This is a genomic window from Pseudomonas sp. HMSC08G10 (assembly GCF_001808425.1).
Classification (GTDB): domain Bacteria; phylum Pseudomonadota; class Gammaproteobacteria; order Pseudomonadales; family Pseudomonadaceae; genus Aquipseudomonas; species Aquipseudomonas guariconensis.
In genome coordinates this window covers 99,601-117,466 of the sequence record NZ_KV793294.1, presented here as the reverse complement: position 1 = coordinate 117,466, position 17,866 = coordinate 99,601, and the positions used below count along the sequence as shown (strand labels likewise).

The window sequence follows — 17,866 nt, the reverse complement described above, 5'->3', positions numbered from 1 at the left end:
AAACCCGCCGGGGATGTCTGGCGATGAATAGGCCGATTCTACACCGCTGGCGCGGCGAGGGAATGGGGATGTGGATGGTTGGCGGAGGGCGTAGGCCAGAAGGGGCTGCCGTGCAGCCTTTTCGCGACGCAAGGCCGCTCCTGCAATGGAGCGCGTAACGCTGTAGCAGCCTTGCGTCGTGATGGGCCGCGACGCGGCCCTAGGGATATCAGCTGTTGGGTAGCAGACGGCAGGTGATGCTCTTGATGTAGCGGGTTTCAGGGATCGCTGGGTGCACCGGGTGGTCCGGGCCCTGGCCGCCGCGCTCGAGCAGTTGCAGGTTGCGGTCCAGGTGGCGGGCGCTGGTCAGCAGGATGTTGTGCAGGTCGTCCTCGGGTAGGTGCATCGAGCAGGAGGCGCTGACCAGGATGCCATCCTTGGTGAGCATGCGCATGGCTTGCTCGTTGAGGCGACGATAGGCAGCCTCGCCGTTTTTCAGGTCCTTCTTGCGTTTGATGAAGGCGGGTGGGTCGGCGATGATCACGTCGAAGCGCTCTTCGGCGGCCTTGAGCTCGCGCAGGGCCTCGAACACGTCGCCTTCGATGCAGGTCAGCTTTTCGCTGATGCCGTTGAGCGCAGCGTTGCGCTCGACGCCGTCGAGGGCGAAGCCCGAGGCATCGACGCAGAACACTTCGCTGGCGCCGAACGCGCCGGCCTGCACGCCCCAGCCACCGATGTAGCTGAACAGGTCCAGTACACGCTTGCCCTTGACGTAGGGGGCCAGGCGCGCACGGTTCATGCGGTGGTCGTAGAACCAGCCGGTCTTCTGGCCATCACGCACAGGCGCTTCGAACTTCACGCCGTTCTCCTGTAGCGGGACCCAGTCCGGGACTTCCCCGTAGACCGTCTCGACATAACGCTCCAGACCTTCGGCATCACGAGCGGCGGAGTCGTTCTTGAACAGGATGCCGCTGGGCTTGAGTACCTGCACCAGCGCGGCGATCACATCATCCTTGTGCGCTTCCATGGTGGCCGAGGCCAACTGGACCACCAGCATGTCGTAGAAGCGGTCGACCACCAGGCCTGGCAGCAGATCGGAATCGCCATAGACCAGGCGGTAGCAGGGCTGGTCGAACAGACGCTCGCGCAGGGAAAGGGCCACATTGAGGCGGTGAACCAGCAGCGACTTGTCCAGGGGCAGCTTGGCGTCACGGGACAGCAGGCGTGCGCAGATGAGGTTGTTCGGGCTCATGGCCACCACACCCAGGGGCTTGCCGTTGGCGGCTTCGAGGATGGCCTGCTGACCGGCCTTCAGGCCTTGCAGCGGGGTTGCGGCAACATCGACTTCATTGCTGTAGACCCACAGGTGGCCGGCGCGCAGGCGGCGGTCGGCATTGGCTTTGAGGCGAAGGCTGGGCAGGGACATGACGTCGCTCCGGGAAAAAAGAGCGGGATTATAGCGTGTTGGCCATACGCTGAGCGTTGCCCCGTCGGTTTTCCGCTGCCCGGACAGGCGCTTTTTCGGGTCAACCCCTCCCACAGGGTTCAGTGGTGTCCAGCGACACCGCTTAGCCTGTGGGTACGGCGTTGTCCGCGCCTCAGGCCAGCGCCTTGACCAGCTGTTCGCTGAATGCCGGAATGTCGTCGGGCTTGCGGCTGGTGATCAGGTTGCCATCGACCACCACTTCTTCGTCGACCCACTCGCCGCCAGCGTTGCGGATGTCGTCCTGCAGGGTCTTGTAACTGGTCAACCGGCGTCCCTTGGCCAGGCCACAAGAGACCAGCAGCCAGGCGCCATGGCAGATCACGGCGAGCGGCCTGCGGGCCGAATCATGGCTTTTCACCAGCTTCTGGGCAGCCGGGATGATCCGGATGGTATCGGAGTTCTGCACACCGCCTGGCAGCACCAGGGCGTCGTACAGGTCCAGGCTGGCGCCTTCGAAGGTGGCGTCCACGGCGAACTCATCAGCGGGCTTGTCATGGTTCCAGCCGCGCACCGTGCCTTCCTTGTCGCTCAGGATATCGACCACCGCGCCGTTGCGTTCCAGGGCCTCGCGCGGGCCGGTCAATTCCACCTGCTCGAAGCCATCGGTGACCAAGAAAGCCACGCGCTTGCCGTTCAGTATTGCACTCATGGGAGGTTCTCCTTTGAGGGTGGGTCTTGAGAGTGCAGGCCAGTGGCGTGGGGGAAAGTTCCGGCGCAGTGCGCCAGTGGTGGGTGCCCTGCCGGGCGGAGGACGGTAGAATTCGCCGTCCTCAATGTATGTGTGCACCATGTCCCAGGAACTCAGCCCCGAACAGATCCAGCAGGTCCTGCAAGGAATCAGCATCGCGCCGCAACCGCAGATCATGGTCGATCTGCAGTTCGAGCAGTACATGCCAGCCCCGGACCTGGACACCATCTGCCGGCTGATCGCTCAAGATCCTGGTCTCTCGGGGGCCTTGCTCAAACTGGTGAATTCCCCGCACTTCGGGCTTGCCGACAAGGTCGGTTCGATCCAGCGCGCCGTAGCGCTGTTGGGCAGCGGTTCGATCATCAACCTGATCAACGCCTTGTCGATCAAGGGCGAGATGAGCGATGAAACCATCGTCACGCTAAATCGCTTCTGGGACACCGCCCAGGACGTGGCCATGACCTGCCTGACCCTGGCCAGGCACGCCGACATCCCGGCCGTGGACGAGGCCTATACCCTGGGCTTGTTCCATGATTGCGGCGTGCCGCTGATGCTCAAGCGCTTCCCCGACTACATGAGCGTGCTGGAAACCGCCTATGCCCAGGCCAGCGAGCAGACGCGGGTGGTGGACACCGAAAACCGCATGTTCAACACCAACCATTCGGTGGTGGGTTACTACACCGCCAAGTCCTGGCGACTGCCGGAGCACATCACGGCGGCAATCGCCAATCATCACAATGCCCTGGCAGTGTTTCGCGACGACGCTTCGGGCGATACTCGACTGAAGAACCTGCTCGCGGTGTTGAAGATGGCCGAGCACATCTGCGCCTCTTACCGGGTGCTGGGCAACCAGGCCGAAGACCATGAGTGGCAGGCGGTCGGGCCCTTGGTGCTCGACTACATCGGCCTGTCGGAGTACGACTTCGAGCACCTCAAGCAAACCATTCGCGAATTGGGCGGACACTGAAAGACCATGCCGGAACTACCTGAAGTCGAGACTACCCGGCGCGGTATCGCGCCTTACCTGGAAGGTCAGCGGGTCAGCCGCGTGGTGGTGCGTGACCGGCGCCTGCGCTGGCCGATCCCTGAGGACCTGGATGTGCGTCTTTCCGGGCAGCGCATCGTCACCGTTCAGCGGCGCGCCAAGTACCTGTTGATCAATGCCGAGGTCGGCACCTTGATCAGCCACCTGGGCATGTCGGGCAACCTGCGCCTGGTGGAGCAGGGCTTGCCGGTGGGCAAGCACGAGCACGTAGACATCGAACTGGAATCGGGGCTGGCCCTGCGCTACACCGACCCGCGTCGTTTCGGCGCGATGCTTTGGAGCCTGGACCCGTTCAATCACGAGTTGCTCGTGCGTCTGGGGCCGGAGCCGCTGACCGACCTGTTCGATGGCGAGCGGTTGTTCCAGCTGTCCCGTGGGCGGAGCATGGCGATCAAGCCGTTCATCATGGACAACGCCGTGGTGGTGGGGGTGGGCAACATCTACGCTACCGAGGCGCTGTTCGCGGCCGGCATCGACCCGCGGCGCGAGGCAGGCGGCGTCTCTAGGGCGCGTTATGTGAGGTTGGCGATCGAGATCAAGCGGGTGCTGGCGGCGGCGATTGAGCAGGGCGGCACGACGCTGCGCGACTTCATCGGAGGCGACGGGCAGCCGGGATACTTCCAGCAGGAGTTGTTCGTGTATGGGCGCGGGGAACAGCCATGCAAGGTCTGCGGCACGACGCTCAGGGAAGTGAAGCTGGGGCAGCGGGCCAGCGTGTACTGCCCGCGCTGCCAGCGCTGATCATGATTGGGGATCGCCTCATGGGCCTTCGCGGGTAAACCCGTCGCCACAGGTTACTGGTGGTCTTAAGAGCACCGCAGAATCTGTGGGTGCGGGTACACCCGCGAAGAAGTGCGAAACCCTTGCCGAGCGCTTCAGGCCTTGCCGGTGATCCGCTTGTACTTTTCCATCAGCTCGTCGTGGGTCTCCGGGTGAGCTTCATCCAGAGGGATGCAGTCGACCGGGCAGACCTGCTGGCACTGCGGCTCGTCGTAATGACCTACGCACTGGGTGCACAGGTTCGGGTCGATCACATAGATCTCTTCGCCTTGGGAGATGGCGGCGTTCGGGCACTCGGGTTCGCAGACGTCGCAGTTGATGCAATCGTCGGTGATGATCAGGGACATGGGGGCTCCGGCCGGGGCTCTTGGCCCGGGCATGTATCAAACCAGTGGGCACAATTGTGCCGCATTCGCGCCCGCAGTGCACGCTGGCGCGATGATCAGGCGGTGGGTGTCACTTCTTGAAGCGTAGGGTCAGCGCCTCGGCCACCACCGGGTGGACGAATTTGCTGATGTCGCCACCCAGGGCGGCGATTTCCCGGACCAGGGTCGAGGAAATGAACGAGTAGCGCTCCGACGGCGTCAGGAACAGGCTTTCGACGTCCGGCGCCAGTTGCCGGTTCATGTTGGCCAGCTGGAACTCGTACTCGAAGTCCGAGACCGCACGCAGGCCGCGCAGGAAGACATTGGCACCCTGCTCCTTGGCGAAATGCGCCAGCAGGCTCGAGAAACCGATGACCTCGACATTGGGCAGGTGCTTGGTGACCTCACGGGCCAGCTCCACGCGTTGCTCCAGCGGGAACAGCGGGTTTTTCTTCGGGCTGGCGGCGACTGCGATGATCACGTGATCGAACAGACGCGAGGCGCGCTCGACCAGATCGCCGTGGCCTTTGGTAATGGGGTCGAAAGTACCCGGGTACAACACTCGGTTCATCGCGTCATCCTGGCTGGAGTGCGTTGGGGAGTCGGATGGTAGCGCAGCGACTGCTGCCCGGCCAAGTCGCACGGCCGAATGAGGGCACTATAGACAGCCAGGCCGTTCGTTGTCATGCGCCCCGTGCCAGGCGGGTGGCCAGGGCGTCGCTGAGCCGGGCGGCGAGGGCGTAGACCGACAGTTGCGGGTTGGCACCAATGCTGGTGGGGAACAGCGAGCCGTCGTGGATCGACAGATTCTCCAACTGGTGGTGCCGCCCCAGGCTGTCGCACACGGCCTGGCGTGGATCCTCGCCCAGGGCGCAGCCGCCCATTACATGGGCACTGCCCAGGCGCGTGCGAAACGGCTCCAGGCGCAATTCGTCGATCAACGCCTGCGCCTGGGGCAGGTCTGTGGTGTAGCGGGCATCGCTGTGCACCGGTATCACTTGGGTAGCGCCGGCGGCGAACTGGATGCGCGCCATGCTCAAGTAGGCCCGGCGCAGGCCATCGCGCAAGTAGTCGGTGATGGGATAATCGAGTACCGGCGAGCCGTCGCCGCGCAGCTCCACCTGGCCGCCCTGGCTCTCGGGGTGGAAACCATCGCGCAGCAACGCCAGCATGACATGGGTATGTGGCAGCGCGGCCATGCGCCGGGCGCTTTCCTGGCCATGGGCGCCCAGCAGCGTGCTCGCCAGCGCCGGATGCAGCGGGGGCACTTCGAGTTTGAAGCCGATCGGCCCATCGACGCCGTCGCGCCACTGGAATTGGTCGCTGTAGATGGACTGAGGCGCGCCATAGAACGGATCGATGCGCTCGTCGAACAAGGCTGCGCTGAAATTGACCAGGTGCAGGAAGGTGCGCTTGCCCAGCCGTCGGTGCGGGTCGGGCGCCTCGGAGCGTAGCAGCAGGGCGGGGCTGTTGATGCCGCCGCCAGCCAGTACATAGTGCCGTGCGCGGATCCGTACCTGGTACCCGGTCGGCGCCACGCCCCGGCGGTCCAGGGCCTGGCACAGCAGTTGGGTGATGCGCTTGCCGTCATGTTCGAATCGCTGCGCACGGGCCAGATAGAGCAGCTCGCCGTGATTGTCGAGGGTGGCCGGAATGCTGGTCACCAGCATCGATTGCTTGGCATTGACCGGGCAACCCATGCCGCAGTAGCCCAGGTTCCAGCAGCCGCGCACATTGCGCGGGATCACTGCCCAGCGGTAGCCGAGCACCTCGCAGCCCCGGCGCAGCACGTCGTTGTTGGGGTTAGGCGGCAGGGCCCAGGGGCTGATGCCCAGGCGTTGCTCGATGCGCTCGAACCAAGGGCGCAGGTCTTCGCTGGCGAGCCCTTTGACGCCGTGCTCCCGGGCCCAGTGCTCGAGGGTTTGCGCAGGGGTGCGGAAACTGGAGGTCCAGTTGACCAAGGTGGTGCCGCCCACGGCGCGCCCTTGGAGGATGGTGATGGCGCCATCCTTGCTCATGCGCCCGAGCCCTTCTTGGTACAACTGGGCGTAGGCCTCGTTTTCCTGCAGGTGGAAATCGCTGCTGGTCTTGAGCGGGCCTTCCTCGATCAACAGCACCTTGAAGCCTGCGGCGCTGAGCAGCTCTGCGCTGGTGGCGCCGCCAGCACCACTGCCAATCACGGCGATGTCGGCCTCCAGCGTCAGGTCCTGGTCCAGACGCGAACCATCGTAGGTGATCCAGCCCCGGGCGAGGCCTTGGCGAAACGGGTCGGTGACAGGCATGGGCAAGCCTCTTGGTCAGATCTTCGGTGGGCCGGGATAGCCGCAGGCCGCCCAGGCCTCGGGACGTTCGTACCAGGCCATGAGCAGCAGTTGCAGCAGCGAGGCGTGGCCCATGCGCAGCATGTCCAGCGAACTGTCGCGCCAGCGTCGCAGGAAGGTGTTCACCTGGGCGCTGCTGGCGTTTTCCCAACTGCCCCAGATGCCCGTCAATGGTCCACGGGTCAGCGGCAGGCTGAGCACGTCGAACAACTGGCGGGTGAGCTTGAGCATTTCAGGCGAGAGCGCTGCCAGCTTGTGATCCAGGCTGTGCAGTACCAGTGCGTCGCTGGCCTGGGTGCCGGCGAGCACCACCGGAATCACCGCAGCCAGCATCGGCAAGTCGTCTTCGCGCAGCACCGAGAAACCTGCAGCGGATGTCTGCGGCGCACAGCCGACCAGGCTGGCGGTGCTCAAGAAAACGCTGGCACCCAGGCTGAACCGAAGCAGATCTCGGCGGTGCATGGCATCCCCTCGCTCAACGGATGAACAGCTTGAAAATCAGGCGCTGCAAGGCTTTGCCATAAGGAGGGTAGATCAGCCGGGCGGTGTTGAGGCGTTGCTTGGCCAACACGGCCTTGGCCTTGCTGAAGGTCAGGAAGCCTTCATGACCATGGTAGTGGCCCATGCCCGAGGGGCCGACGCCGCCAAAGGGAAGATCATCTTGGGCCACATGCAACAGCGTGTCGTTCAGGCACACGCCGCCGGAATGGGTGTTGCGCAGCACGTGGGCCTGCTCGGCGCGGTCGTAGCCGAAGTAGTACAGCGCCAGGGGCCTCGGGCGCTGGTTGATGTAGGCCAGGGCCTGGTCGAGGTTGTCGTATGGCACCAGGGGCAGCAAGGGGCCGAAGATCTCGTCCTGCATCACCTGCATGTCGTCATTCACCGCCATCAGCACGTGAGGGGGCAGGCGACGACCCTGGCGGGGCTCATCGGCATACAGGTCGAGCACCCGGGCGCCCTTGTCGCGGGCATCGGTGAGCAGCCGCTCCAGGCGTTGCAGTTGCCGGGAGTTGATGATGGCGCTGTAGTCGGGGTTGTCGGCGATGCGCGGGTACAGGCGGCGCATGGCGCGTTGGTAGGCTTCGGCGAAGGCGTCGAGGCGCTCGCGAGGAACCAGCACATAGTCAGGGGCGACGCAGGTCTGGCCGGCATTGAGGCCTTTACCGAAAGCGATGCGCTCGGCGGCGGTTTCCAGCGGCACGCTGGGGGAGACAATGGCGGGCGACTTGCCGCCCAGTTCCAGGGTCACCGGGGTGAGGTTGGGGGCGGCGGCCAGCATGACTTGTCGGCCCACGCGGGTGGACCCGGTGAACAGCAGGTGGTCGAAAGGCAGGCGCGCGAAGGCCTGGCCGACTTCGACCTCGCCGAGCACGACGCTGACCAGGTCCGCCGGGAACACGCGCTCGAGCAGGGTCTTGAGAGCCTGCCCGCTGGCCGGTGAGGCCTCGCTGAGCTTGAGCATCACCCGGTTGCCGGCGGCCAGGGCGCAGGTCAACGGCCCGATCGCCAGTAACAAGGGGTAGTTCCACGGCACGATGACCCCGACCACGCCCAGTGGCTGATAGAGCACCTGGGCGCTGGCCGGCTGGAAGGCCAGGCCGACCGTACGCCGCGAAGGTTTCATCCAGCGTTGCAGGTGACGCTCGGCGTGGCGCAGGCCCTGGATCGACGGCATCAGCTCGGCGAGCAGGGTTTCGTCGGCGCTGCGGCCATCGAAGTCTCGGTCGATCGCCTCGATCAGCGATTGCTGGTCTTGCAGCAGCGCTTCGCGCAGGCTCCTGAGCCATTGCCGGCGTTGGGCCGCCGGCGGCATGGGATTGTTTGCGAAGGCTTGGCGTTGGGCGTCGAACAACGCGGGCAGGTCGAGGTCGGAATGCACTGGAAGCTGAGTGATCGGCGAGGTCATGGCTGCTCCGCTGGGGTGCTCGATGGCTAGAGCATATACTCTAATCCGTTGCCTGGACATTCAATTAAGGTGTGCCGTCTTGAAAATTTACCGACAGCGCGGACTCGTCTGCCTGCCGTCCACCCTGCCGGACTTTTCGCAGGTAAACCCGTTCCCACGGACCCCCGCGCCCGCATCACCGTGCATTGCCTGGTCGATACGCCGTAAGATGAACCATCAACGAACCTGGAGCTGAGCATGGCCCCGCGCATGAAGACTCGCGAGCGCATCGTGCAGAACAGCCTGGAGCTGTTCAACCAACAGGGCGAACGTAGCGTCAGCACCAACCACATCGCCGCGCACATGGAAATTTCGCCCGGCAACCTCTACTACCACTTCCCCAACAAGCAGGCGATCATCGCCGTGCTCTTCAACCAATACGAAGAGCTGGTGGACAGCTTCCTGCGTCCGCCACAAGGGCGTGTCGCCACGGTCGAGGACAAACGTTTCTACCTCAAGGCCTTGCTGGCGGCCATGTGGAACTACCGATTCCTGCACCGGGACCTCGAGCACCTGCTCGACAGCGACCCGGAACTGGCTGCCCGTTACCGCCGTTTTTCCCAGCGTTGCCTGCAGCAGGGCCAGGCGATCTACCGGGGTTTCGTCGATGCTGGCATTCTTGCGATGGATGCCGCGCAGGTCGAATCGTTGACCATCAATGCCTGGATCGTGCTGACATCCTGGGTACGTTTTCTCAGTACTACACGCGAACATTCCGCGCATCTGGGAGAAGAAGCCTTCAAGCGTGGTGTCTACCAGGTGCTGGTGCTCGAACTGGGCTTCGTCACTGCCAGCGCGCGTGCCGCCGTGGATGCCCTCTGCGAGGAGTTCCACGTTCCGTTCAACCAGGCCCTGGAGCAGTGACCCCGGGCTTTCGTGCTATCGATCAGGAGATTGTCATGGCTCTTGCGCAATTGATCACCCCAACGCAGCTGGCCGAGCGCCTGGGCGCGCCTGGGTTGGTGATCCTCGACTGTCGCTTTGCCCTGGAAGATGTGGACTACGGCCAACGCAGCTACGCCCTCGGGCATATCGCCAGCGCGCACTTCGCGGATCTGGAGCGAGACCTGAGCGGGCCGGTGGTCAAGGGCGTGACGGGCCGTCATCCGTTGCCGGATCCGCAACGGCTGGTCGAGCGCCTGCGTGAGTGGGGGATGGACAACGACAGTCAGGTGGTGCTTTACGACGACGGCCCGGGCGCCTTCGCTGCTCGCGCCTGGTGGCTGCTGGCCTGGCTGGGCAAGCGCGAGGGGGTGTCGATTCTCGACGGAGGCCTGAAGGCCTGGCACGCCGCGCATCAGCCGCTGAGCCTGGACCCTCCGGCCAAGCGTGAGGGCACCTTCACCGGTGCGCCGGACATGAAACTGGTGATCGACGCCGAGCATCTGGCCAAGGGGTTGGGCAATCCAGAAATGACCCTGATCGATGCCCGTGGCCTGCCGCGTTTTCGCGGTGAGGTCGAGCCGATCGACCCAGTGGCCGGGCATATTCCCGGGGCTCAGTGCGCGGCCTTCACCGACAACTTGGGGCCGGATGGGCACTTTTTGCCGGCCGAACAGCTCAAGCAGCGTTTTGCCCAGAAACTGGCAGGGCGGGCGCCAGAACAGGTGGTGGCCTACTGCGGATCGGGCGTGACCGCCTGCCACAACTTGTTCGCCCTGGCATTGGCGGGGTACCCGCTAGGCAGACTCTACGCCGGGTCGTGGAGCGAGTGGATCAACGACCCTGGCCACGGTGTGGCAACCGGTGATTGACGCCACCTGAGGAAAGCGGGGGCGTGATACAGGCCAATCCCTTCGACGATCAAGCCCCCTGCACCAACCACTGCGGAATCCTGCGCTCCAGGTAATACCCGGGATTGCGCAGGCTCCCTTCCACAAAGCCCACGTGGCCGCCTCTGCTGTGCAGTTCCAGATGCGTGTCGCGCGCCAGTTCACTCGCAGTCGGCAGGCTGTGGTCGAAGACGAAAGGGTCGTCGCTGGACTGGATGATCAGCGTCGGGGTGCGGTTTTCGCCGAGGTAGTAGCGACTCGACGAGCGCCGGTAGTAGTCGTAGGCATCGCTGAAGCCGTTCAGGGGCGCGGTGACCTTGCCGTCGAAGTCCCAGAAGTTGCGTAGGTTGCGCAATGACCCGAGTCGTTCCAGTTCGGCCAGCCGCTCCACATGGCCGTTATCGCGAAAGTGCCGCTGTTTTCGTTGCACATAGGCCAGCAATTCGCGCATGAAATGCGCTTGGTAGACCTTCGAGAAACCCATCCCAATACGGTCGGCGCTTTGGTCCAGGCGAAACGGTACCGATACTGCGACCGCCGCTTGCAGTTGGCTGGCCAAGCCGCTTTCCCCCAAATACTTGAGCAACACATTGCCGCCCAGCGAATACCCCACCGCATAGAGCGGTGCCAATGGTCGCTGGACACGCAAGTGACGGATGGTCTCGGCCAGGTCCTCGCTGGCGCCGGAGTGGTAGCTGCGCGTCAATAGGTTGGGCTCGCCCGAGCAGCCTCGCCAGTTCACTGCGACACTGGCCCAGCTATGGGCCTGCAGGGCCTGCTGCAGGCCTTTGACATAGGGCGAGTGGGACGAGCCGGTCAGGCCATGGAGCACCAGGACCACGGGTGCGTTGACCTGATTGGGGCCAAGCCAGTCGAGGTCGAGAAAATCTCCGTCGGAAAGCCACATTCGCTCGCGGGTGCGATGCAACTCGGGCGTTTTACGCCAGAGCGGGCCCCACAAGGTTTGCAGATGCGGATTGGAGAGGCCGATGGCGGGCGTGAACTGGGCGATAGGACTTGGCATGCTGGACAACTCGTCATGTGCTCGCCTAGCTTGCCATGAAGCGCCTCTTCAGGGGTTGCCCTATACGCCTATGGTCGGTGGCTCGGGCAACGGCTGCTGATCGACGGCAGGGCCAAGGGTGGCGAAGAAAGCCTTTTTTATATCGAGCCAGCCCCGAGCGGCTTGTCGAATGCCCTCGGGTGTCAAGGCTGCGAGTTTCTCCTGGTAGCTCGCCAGATGATTGGCTGGCAGCCCCTGATGGCTGAATGCTGCCAACCCGTTTGCCAGCACCGCATTGTCGGCCATGCCACGCATCAGCTTGCCCGCCAGCTGGTTCAGGGCCAGGTCGCACTCGGCCTGGGTGGGCCCATAGGCGATGAAGCATTCAAGCACGTTCGATACCAGGTCCCTGGAGGCATCCCGGTATTCAGGTGCGATATCCCAGCTCACCTGCCACAGGCATCCCGCATCCATCGGTTCTAATACAGCATAGATGCTGTAGGTCAGCGCGCGACGTGTGCGCAGCTCGGCGGTCAATCGGGACTCGAACCCCGCTCCCAGGATTTCAGTGGCCATTAGCAGGGCTGGGTAGTCCTCGTCCTGTGGCCAGGCATGCAGCGGGAGTGTCAGCAGCACCTGAGAGCTGGCGCCTGGACGCTCAAGATGCAGGGGGCCAGCGGCAGGCATTGGCAGCGCTGGCGGGGGCACGGCGGCCCATTGCTGCGGCAGTGCCTGGACAAGATCGTTTACCAGCGCTTGGGCCTCTTCACGGGACAGATCGCCAACCAGGCCGATGTCGAGATTGTTGGCGGAGTAGGCTTGTCGATGGAAGGCGCGTACATCGTCTGGTGTCAGGGAGCCCAGGCCATCGAGTGTTCCGGCCAGCGGGGTGGCATAGGGATGACCTGCGAGCAATTGCTCCATCGTGGCGTCGGACAACCGTGCATGCAGAGGCTGCAGGCTGCTTTGCTGTGCACCGACAAGGCGCGCGCTGATCTTGGCGACATCTTCTGGGCGCAAGGCAGGCCGGGCGACCATCTCGGTGATCAAGCGCAAGGCGCAAGTGAGCAGGTCCGGCGTGTTAAGGCTGCGCAGCGTGACGATCGCGCAGTCTTGGGTCACCTGCCGGTTCATGATCGCGCCCAGACCTTCCAGTCGCTCGGTGAATTGGGTGGCGTTGAGCTCGGCAGTGCCTTGGTCCAGCGCGTACAGGGCCAGGGCTGCCAGACCGGGCGTATCGCCGTCCAGGGCGCTGCCAGCCTTGAAGCGCAACACCAGGTCGAACATCGGCCGTTCCTGGGAAGCCAGAAAACGTACGCGAGTGCCTTCTTTTGTCCGCCAATGCTGTACGTCGTGCTTCACGAGCGGGAACGGGTTAAGGTCGAGGGCCTGCGCCGATGCGAGGTTGGCCAGCGTCAGGGAGAGGTTGTCCGGTGCAAGAGGGTTGCAGGTTTCGGCGTTCGCCGCGGGGGAAGAGAGATCGTTCATGCTGGCACTCCTTGCTGCAGATAGGTTGTCGTCAGCCGCTCTCGGCTCAGGTATTCACTGGCGACACGTTGCAGGGTGGCGCTGGTGAGGTCGCGGATGATTCGTGGCGCTTCATCGTGTAGCGCCGGATCCAGGCCGGCCGCGGCCGCATGGCCAATGAGCGTCGCCTGGTGCGCGAGGTCGTCGCGCTCGTAGAACTGCCTGGCCAGCAGGCGCAGCTTTGCACCCTCGAGCTCTGCTTCTGGTAGTGCTGCGGTTCGAAGCGTGTCGATCAGTTGCCATACCTCGGCAGCCGCCTGCTGGACCGTGGCCCTGTCAGGGACCGTGGCGCTCGAGAGCGTCATCAGGGTGTCGCCCCGCACGTGGTGGTCATAGGAGAGTTGAGCGTATTTGAGGAGGCGTTTGTCACGCACCAGTTGGCTGTACAGCCGGGCACTGTAGCCAGTGCCCAGAACTTGGCAGAGCAAGCGCAGCGCCAGGACGGTTTCCTGAGAAGGGGCTGTGGCCTGGCTCGGGACGTTGAACGACATGAACAGGCCATCCACCAGCGTGGGCTGAACGAGCGTCTGGCTGCGTTCGGCAAGCACGCCTCTGTGCCGAGGAGCGGGTTTGTCATCAAGGGGGGCGGGTGGCAGGGCCGCGAAGTAAGTCTCTACCTGGTGACGCAGGACTTGGGGATCGACCGCACCCGCGACCACCAAGGTCGCGTTGTTCGGTTGATACCACGTCTGATACCACGTCCGTACCGATGCCAGGCTCATCTCTTCGAGGTCGATCGAATATCCGAAGCTGGGCATGGCATAGGCGTTGTCCCCGTGTGCGAGCATTCGGTGCTGTTCAAATGCCAGCTGGATCGGCGAATTGTCCACTCTGAAGCGGCGTTCGTCGGCAACGGCTTTGACTTCCTGTTCGAATGCAGCCGGGTCCAGTGTGGCGTTCTTCATGGCATCGGCCATGAGTTCCAGAGCAACAGGCAGCCGGGAGGCAGGCAAGATCATCTCGAACGAAGTGGCGTCGTCATGGGTGGTGGCATTGGCCACACCGCCCAGGCGGGCGATCAATCGGGAGTACTGCCCAGCCGGGAGTTTACTGCTGCCCTGGAAAATCAGGTGCTCGAGCAGGTGCGACAGGTTCGAATGCCCTGGTGGCTCGTGGCTTGAGCCGACGTGGTACCACAACTGGACGGCTGTCAGTGGGGCGCTGTGATCTTCATGCAGGTAGACCGAGAGGCCGTTGTCCAGCCTGAAATGATGCAAAGGGGCGAGCTTGGCTGATGCCAGTACGTCGAGACTGACGCAACCTGTGTGGGCCTGATTAGGAGTTGGGGAAGAAATCATCGCTGAAGTGCTCCTCATGGGCGATAAGCCGGAGCAGCTTCAGCGATAGAAAAGGTCCATCTGCGTTACATAAGTAGGCAGACCGTCGATTCAGCCCCGTTGCCAGAGCGCGTAATGCACCTGCCCGGTCTTTTTCTCCCGGTGCAAGCGCCAGTTGCCGGGCATCTGCAAGGTGGAAGGCGCCGCTTCGCTCTCGGTGTAGACCCAGGCGCTTTCGCTCAGCCACTGGCGGTCTTCCAGCAGGTTGCAGGTGTCGGCCAGCAGGTCCTGGTGGAAGGGCGGATCCAGGAACACCACGTCGAACTGTTGTTTGGCCGGGCCTTGCAGGTAGCGCAGGGCATCGGTCTGCAGGATCTGGCCACGCGGGCAGCGCAGCACTTCCAGGTTGTCCTTGAGGTTGGCGATGGCCGCTGGGTTGCTGTCGAGGGCGACGGCATCCTTGGCTCCCCGCGACAGGGCCTCCAGTACCAGGGCGCCGCTGCCAGTGAAGGCATCCAGCACCAGGGCACCCTCGATATAGGGCGCCAACCAGTTGAACAGGGTTTCGCGGACCCGGTCTGGTGTCGGCCGCAGGCCTTCACCTTCCGGGACCGTCAGGCGGCGGCTGCGCCATTCGCCGGCGATGATGCGCAAGTGTCCTGGGCCCTTGCTCTGGGCCTGGCCCGGACGGGCAGGGGTCGATGGCTTGGCCATTAATGCTCCGGTATGCCGAGCGGCTGCTCGGCGGGTTTGTCAGTGGGCGGCGGCAGCGGTTTCTGCGCCACGGTCGGGCCGACGGTGACGATCACCAGCTTGTCCGCCGCCAGGTGCTTGTTCATGGCGGCCTTGACCTGCTCGACGGTCAAGGCCTGGGACTGCTGCATGAAGTCCTCGAGCCAGGTCAGCGGCAGGTTGTAGAAACCGATGGCGCCCAATTGGCCGACGATGCTCGAGTTGCTGGCATTCGACAGCGGGAAGCTGCCGGCCAGTTCGCGCTTGGCATCGTCCAGCTCTTGCTGGGTGGGGCCGGTCTTGAGGTAATCGGCGAGGATGTCCTGGACCAGCTTGAGCGTGCCTTCGCTCAGTTCGGCGCGAGTCTGCAGATTGATCATGAACGGTCCGCGCACCTGCATGGGGCTGAAGGCCGAGTACACGCCGTAGGTCAGGCCGCGTTTCTCGCGAACTTCGCTCATCAGTCGTGTGCCGAAAGCGCCGCCGCCGAGGATCTGGTTGCCCAGGGACAGCGCCGGCCAGTCCGGGTCCTGGCGGTCGATGCCCAACTGCGCCAGCATCAGGTGGGTCTGCTTGGACGGGAAGTCGATGTGGGTCAGGCCAGGCTTGGGTTCGGCCGGCTGAGCAGGCTTGGCCAGCGCCGGCCCCTTGGGCAGCGCGCGGGAGACCTGGGCGGCGATGGCTTCGGCCTCGGCCCGGCTCAGGTCGCCGACCAGGGCGATCACGGCATTGCCGGCAGCATAGGCCTTGGCGTGGAACGCCCGCAGCTGCGCCAGGCTAATGCCAGGGATGCTTTCGGCACTGCCATCGCTGGGATGGGCGTAAGGGTGGTTGCCGTAGAGCTGGTTGAACAGGGCCTTGCCGGCGATCTTGCCCGGGTTCTGCTTTTCGTACTCGAAGCCGGCCAGCAGCTGGTTCTTGATGCGCTTGAGGGCGTCATCCGGGAATGTCGGCTTGCCCACCACTTCGGCGAACAGCTTCAGGGCTGGCTCGCGCTTGTCCGGGGTGCTCAGGCTGCGCAGGGTGGCCACGGCCATGTCGCGGTAGGAGCCGTTGCCAAAGTCCGCCCCCAGGCCTTCGAAGCCTTGGGCGATGGCGGTCACGTCCTTGCCGGCCACACCTTCGTTGAGCATGGCGTTGGTCAGGGTCGCCAGGCCTGGCACATCGCCGTCCTGGCTGCTGCCGGCCGCGAAGGTCAGGCGCAGGTCGAACATCGGCAGTTCACGCGCTTCGACGAACAGCACCCGCGCGCCCTCGGCGGTGCTCCAGCTCTGGATGTTCAGTTGGCGCCGACTGGGCGCCTTGCCGTCCAGCTCGGCCAGCGACTGCAACGTATTGGCCGGGCGCGCCGCCGTGTCCTGGGCCTTTGCGGCGTTGTCCGACTGGGCCGGGCGGGCCAGCACGAGGGCCAGGGCCACGACCAGGGTGATGACCCCGAGGCCGAACAAGGTGTAGCGGGGGGCGCTGCGATCACTCATGAGCGGACTCCTCGGGCAGTACATGGGCAACGCTCAGGCGTTCGCGGGTGAAATAGGTGCGTGCGGCGTCCTGGATGTCCTGCGGGGTCACGCGCTTGAGCTCGTCCAGCTCGCTGTCGATCAGCTTCCAGGACAGGCCCACGGTCTCCAGCTGGCCGATGGTGGTGGCCTGGCTGCTGATGGAGTCGCGGTCGTAGACCAGCCCGGCGATCACCTGTGCGCGCACGCGTTCGAGCTCCTCGGCGGTGGGCGGGGTGGTCTTGAGTTCGTCGAGCAGTTGCCAGATGCCTTTCTCGACGTCGGCCAGGGTTTTCTGCTTCTGCACGTTCGGCGTGGCCGAGATCATGAACAGGCTGTCACCGCGGGTGAAGGCGTTGTAGCCCGACGAGGCGCCGGCCACCAGTTCCTGGCCACGCTCAAGGCGTGACGGCATGCGCGCGCTGTAGCCGCCATCGAGCAGGGCCGAGATCAGTCGCAGGGCATTGACCGCGCGTGCATCCTTGGCGGTGGCCAGGCTGGGCACGTTGAAGCCGTAGATCAGGCTTGGCAACTGGGTGCGTACATGCAAGGTCAACTGGCGCAGGCCGGGCTTGGCCAGTTCCAGAGGCAGCTTGGCGGGAGGAACGGCTCGTTTGGGGATTGCGCCGAAGTACTTCTGCGCCAAGCCCTTGACCTCGTCGAGGGTGACATCGCCGACGACTACCAGCGTGGCATTGTTCGGTGCGTACCAGGATTCATACCAGTGGCGCAGCTCCTCGACCTTCATGCGCTCGAGGTCGGCCATCCAGCCGATAGTCGGTGTGTGATAGCCACTGGCCGGATAAGCCATCGCACGAAACAGCTCGTAGGCCTTGGCATTGGGCTGGTCGTCCGTGCGCAGGCGGCGCTCTTCCTTGATGACTTCGATTTCGCGGCTGAACTCATCGGCTGGCAAACGCAGGCTCGCCAGGCGGTCGGCTTCGAGCTCCAGGGCCACCGGCAGGCGGTCGCGGGCCAGCACTTGGTAGTAGGCGGTGTAGTCGTCGCTGGTGAAGGCGTTTTCCTCTGCGCCCAAGTCGCGCAGGATGCGCGAAGCTTCGCCCGGACCTATCTTGGCACTGCCCTTGAACATCATGTGTTCGAGGGCATGGGACAGGCCGGTCTGGCCTGGCGTCTCATAGCTGGAGCCGACCTTGTACCAGATCTGCGAGACCACCACCGGTGCGCGATGGTCTTCGCGCACGACCACTTTCAGGCCGTTGTCGAGGATGAACTCGTGGGTGGGTTGCGGATCGGCGGCAAGGGCCGCGAGCGGCAGGCAGAGCGTGCTGAGCAACAGGCCAGCGGCGCGGCGGGCTAGAGCATTCATACGTTGGATAACCTGTACGGCGGCCCGCAGGGTTTAGCGTCGGCGGGCCAGGAGGTGCTAGGATACTGATCCGGTTGCCTGGCGACCATGCCTGTCGCCGTTCTGGCCTGCGGGCCTGAC

At 64.2% G+C, this 17,866-nt stretch carries 17 protein-coding genes; 4 read left to right on the top strand and 13 right to left on the bottom strand.

Annotated elements, in window-relative coordinates; translation table 11 throughout:
* Nucleotides 1-208: 208 nt before the first annotated feature.
* Nucleotides 209-1,405 carry a class I SAM-dependent rRNA methyltransferase gene (locus HMPREF3173_RS04760; protein ID WP_070571735.1) on the bottom strand — a complete coding sequence of 399 codons (1,197 nt, stop codon included), beginning with the start codon at nucleotides 1,403-1,405 and terminating at the stop codon, nucleotides 209-211.
* 172 nt (nucleotides 1,406-1,577) lie between these two features.
* Nucleotides 1,578-2,114, bottom strand: coding sequence for a type 1 glutamine amidotransferase domain-containing protein (locus HMPREF3173_RS04755; protein WP_043208659.1), 537 nt, complete (start codon nucleotides 2,112-2,114; stop codon nucleotides 1,578-1,580).
* Nucleotides 2,115-2,307: 193 nt separating this feature from the next.
* Between HMPREF3173_RS04755 and HMPREF3173_RS04750 the strand changes: the two genes are divergently transcribed.
* Both HMPREF3173_RS04750 and mutM read left to right on the top strand, forming a co-directional pair.
* Complete coding sequence (locus tag HMPREF3173_RS04750) at nucleotides 2,308-3,120, top strand: HDOD domain-containing protein (protein ID WP_177343684.1); 813 nt, start codon at nucleotides 2,308-2,310, stop codon at nucleotides 3,118-3,120.
* Between the two features lie 6 nt (nucleotides 3,121-3,126).
* Nucleotides 3,127-3,939: a bifunctional DNA-formamidopyrimidine glycosylase/DNA-(apurinic or apyrimidinic site) lyase gene (gene mutM / locus HMPREF3173_RS04745; protein ID WP_070571734.1), complete on the top strand. Its 813-nt coding sequence runs from the start codon at nucleotides 3,127-3,129 to the stop codon at nucleotides 3,937-3,939.
* Between the two features lie 134 nt (nucleotides 3,940-4,073).
* Here mutM and HMPREF3173_RS04740 read toward each other — a convergent pair whose 3' ends face one another.
* The 5 genes from HMPREF3173_RS04740 to HMPREF3173_RS04720 form a co-directional block, all read right to left on the bottom strand.
* Nucleotides 4,074-4,325 carry a YfhL family 4Fe-4S dicluster ferredoxin gene (locus tag HMPREF3173_RS04740; protein ID WP_043208655.1) on the bottom strand — a complete coding sequence of 84 codons (252 nt, stop codon included), beginning with the start codon at nucleotides 4,323-4,325 and terminating at the stop codon, nucleotides 4,074-4,076.
* Between the two features lie 109 nt (nucleotides 4,326-4,434).
* Nucleotides 4,435-4,914 (bottom strand): pantetheine-phosphate adenylyltransferase, encoded by a 480-nt coding sequence (gene coaD, locus HMPREF3173_RS04735; RefSeq protein ID WP_043208653.1) that lies wholly within the window; start codon nucleotides 4,912-4,914, stop codon nucleotides 4,435-4,437.
* A 112-nt stretch (nucleotides 4,915-5,026) separates the two neighbouring features.
* Entirely contained in the window at nucleotides 5,027-6,625 is a 1,599-nt protein-coding gene (locus HMPREF3173_RS04730) for a GMC family oxidoreductase (RefSeq protein ID WP_070571733.1), read from the bottom strand.
* 15 nt (nucleotides 6,626-6,640) lie between these two features.
* Entirely contained in the window at nucleotides 6,641-7,126 is a 486-nt protein-coding gene (locus tag HMPREF3173_RS04725) for a twin-arginine translocation pathway signal protein (RefSeq protein ID WP_070571732.1), read from the bottom strand.
* Nucleotides 7,127-7,139: 13 nt separating this feature from the next.
* Nucleotides 7,140-8,570 carry a coniferyl aldehyde dehydrogenase gene (locus HMPREF3173_RS04720; protein WP_070571731.1) on the bottom strand — a complete coding sequence of 477 codons (1,431 nt, stop codon included), beginning with the start codon at nucleotides 8,568-8,570 and terminating at the stop codon, nucleotides 7,140-7,142.
* 237 nt (nucleotides 8,571-8,807) lie between these two features.
* Between HMPREF3173_RS04720 and HMPREF3173_RS04715 the strand changes: the two genes are divergently transcribed.
* Nucleotides 8,808-9,473, top strand: coding sequence for a TetR/AcrR family transcriptional regulator (locus HMPREF3173_RS04715; protein WP_043208646.1), 666 nt, complete (start codon nucleotides 8,808-8,810; stop codon nucleotides 9,471-9,473).
* 35 nt (nucleotides 9,474-9,508) lie between these two features.
* Nucleotides 9,509-10,363 (top strand): sulfurtransferase, encoded by an 855-nt coding sequence (locus HMPREF3173_RS04710; protein WP_070571730.1) that lies wholly within the window; start codon nucleotides 9,509-9,511, stop codon nucleotides 10,361-10,363.
* A gap of 49 nt (nucleotides 10,364-10,412) precedes the next feature.
* Here HMPREF3173_RS04710 and HMPREF3173_RS04705 read toward each other — a convergent pair whose 3' ends face one another.
* The 6 genes from HMPREF3173_RS04705 to HMPREF3173_RS04680 all read right to left on the bottom strand — a co-directional run bounded on the left by HMPREF3173_RS04705 (nucleotide 10,413) and on the right by HMPREF3173_RS04680 (nucleotide 17,746).
* Nucleotides 10,413-11,405 (bottom strand): hydrolase, encoded by a 993-nt coding sequence (locus tag HMPREF3173_RS04705; RefSeq protein WP_070571729.1) that lies wholly within the window; start codon nucleotides 11,403-11,405, stop codon nucleotides 10,413-10,415.
* A gap of 60 nt (nucleotides 11,406-11,465) precedes the next feature.
* Nucleotides 11,466-12,872, bottom strand: a complete 1,407-nt coding sequence (locus HMPREF3173_RS04700; RefSeq protein ID WP_070571728.1) for a M16 family metallopeptidase — start codon at nucleotides 12,870-12,872, stop codon at nucleotides 11,466-11,468.
* The gene (locus HMPREF3173_RS04695; RefSeq protein ID WP_139146811.1) at nucleotides 12,869-14,209 is read right to left on the bottom strand and encodes a M16 family metallopeptidase; all 1,341 of its coding nucleotides are present in this window, start codon (nucleotides 14,207-14,209) and stop codon (nucleotides 12,869-12,871) included. The genes HMPREF3173_RS04700 and HMPREF3173_RS04695 overlap by 4 nt, the downstream gene beginning before the upstream one ends.
* Before the next feature lie 90 nt (nucleotides 14,210-14,299).
* Nucleotides 14,300-14,902 (bottom strand): 16S rRNA (guanine(966)-N(2))-methyltransferase RsmD, encoded by a 603-nt coding sequence (gene rsmD / locus HMPREF3173_RS04690; RefSeq protein WP_043208640.1) that lies wholly within the window; start codon nucleotides 14,900-14,902, stop codon nucleotides 14,300-14,302.
* Nucleotides 14,902-16,398 (bottom strand): M16 family metallopeptidase, encoded by a 1,497-nt coding sequence (locus HMPREF3173_RS04685; RefSeq protein ID WP_070571727.1) that lies wholly within the window; start codon nucleotides 16,396-16,398, stop codon nucleotides 14,902-14,904. The genes rsmD and HMPREF3173_RS04685 overlap by 1 nt, the downstream gene beginning before the upstream one ends.
* Nucleotides 16,391-17,746, bottom strand: coding sequence for a M16 family metallopeptidase (locus tag HMPREF3173_RS04680; protein WP_070571726.1), 1,356 nt, complete (start codon nucleotides 17,744-17,746; stop codon nucleotides 16,391-16,393). Before HMPREF3173_RS04680 ends, HMPREF3173_RS04685 begins: the two co-directional genes overlap by 8 nt.
* Nucleotides 17,747-17,866 lie beyond the last annotated feature (120 nt).